Consider the following 1,006-nt stretch of genomic DNA (forward strand, 5'->3'; position numbering starts at 1 on the left):
GTAGGTGGGTAGGTCGAGGGTGGGTGCCGGGGTGAGGACCCTGGTCCAGTCGACCGGCAGACCGATCGCGTGCGCGCTCGCCAGACTCGTCAACAACCGCGTCGGATCATCGTCACCACGACGCAACGTGCCCAACGTATGCCCGACCGCACCCACATCCTCCAGAACCGCCGCGACCGGCATCGTCAACACCGGATGCGCCGACACCTCCACGAACGTCGTGTAACCCGCCCCCACCGCCGTCCGCACCGCCGCATCGAACCGCACCTGACCCCGCAGATTCTCATACCAGTAACCACCATCCATCGCGGTGGGATCAGCCCACCGCCCGGTAAGGGTGGACACCATCGGCGTGTGCCCCACCTGCGGAACCACACCGACCAGATCGGTCAGCATCTGCTCCCGGACCTGCTCCACCGCCGGGGAATGCGACGCATAGTCGAATCGGATCGGCCGCGCCCGCACCCCCTCGGCCCGGAACGTCTCCACCAACTCCGCGACCTGCCCCGGCGGACCCGACACCACCACCGACGCCGGCCCGTTCACCACCCCCACCACCACCCCAGGATGATCAGCCAACCGGGCCGTGACCTCGTCGGCGGGCAGATCCACCGCCGCCATCGCCCCCGTCCCCGCCAACATGGCAAGAGCACGAGCCCGCAACGCCACCACCCGCGCCGCATCCTCCAACGACAACACACCCGCCACACACGCCGCCGCGATCTCACCCTGCGAATGACCCACCACCACCCCCGGCACCACACCCGCCCCCCGCCACACCTCCGCCAACGACACCCCCACCGCAAACAACACCGGCTGCAACACCTCCACCCGCTCCAACCACGACTCATCCCCACCCGTCAACACCGACACCAGATCCACATCCACAAACGGCGCCAACGCCCGCTGACACTCCGCCAACCGCGCATCAAACACCCCACAACGACCCACCAAACCCGCCGCCAACCCCACCGACTGACCACCCTGACCCGGAAAAACAAACACC

1 protein-coding gene is annotated in these 1,006 nt (G+C 68.0%); it reads right to left on the reverse strand.

What is annotated here, in order from left to right; all coding sequences use genetic code 11:
* Positions 1–1,006 (reverse strand): acyltransferase domain-containing protein (locus AC0AIB_RS31005; protein WP_465098047.1); only part of this gene is annotated, 1,006 nt, incomplete at both ends.

The sequence above is a fragment of the Micromonospora sp. DSM 43699 genome (genome assembly GCF_055517075.1).